1 protein-coding gene is annotated in these 374 nt (G+C 43.0%); it reads right to left on the bottom strand.

Annotated elements, in window-relative coordinates; translation table 11 throughout:
* On the bottom strand, window positions 1-374 hold a 374-nt coding region (locus tag CWC11_RS21395; protein WP_138684214.1), incomplete at both ends, for a DEAD/DEAH box helicase.

Genomic DNA, 374 nt, shown 5'->3' on the forward strand with positions numbered 1-374 from the left:
GGGGTAACAGTCATTAAATTTCCCTTTCTCTCGTAATGAGAGTCGTTGATGAACACCAAAACGATGTTGTTCATCAATGATGATCAATGCAAGGTTATAAAATTGCACTTGTTCTTGAAATAATGCATGGGTACCAATGACCATTTGCGCTTTACCAGAACTAATTTGCTCAAGTACTCTTTCACGCTCTTTACCCTTGGTTTTACCGCCGAGCCAAACCACTTCAATACCAAGTTGAGTAAACCAGGCGGTAAAGTTAATACCATGTTGCTCTGACAGTATCTCGGTGGGGGCCATTAAGGCTACTTGATACCCTTTGGCAATCGCGGTGAGTGCTGCGAGTGCTGCAACCAAGGTTTTACCAGAACCAACAT

Source organism: Pseudoalteromonas sp. S3178, from assembly GCF_005886985.1.
Taxonomy (GTDB): domain Bacteria; phylum Pseudomonadota; class Gammaproteobacteria; order Enterobacterales; family Alteromonadaceae; genus Pseudoalteromonas; species Pseudoalteromonas carrageenovora.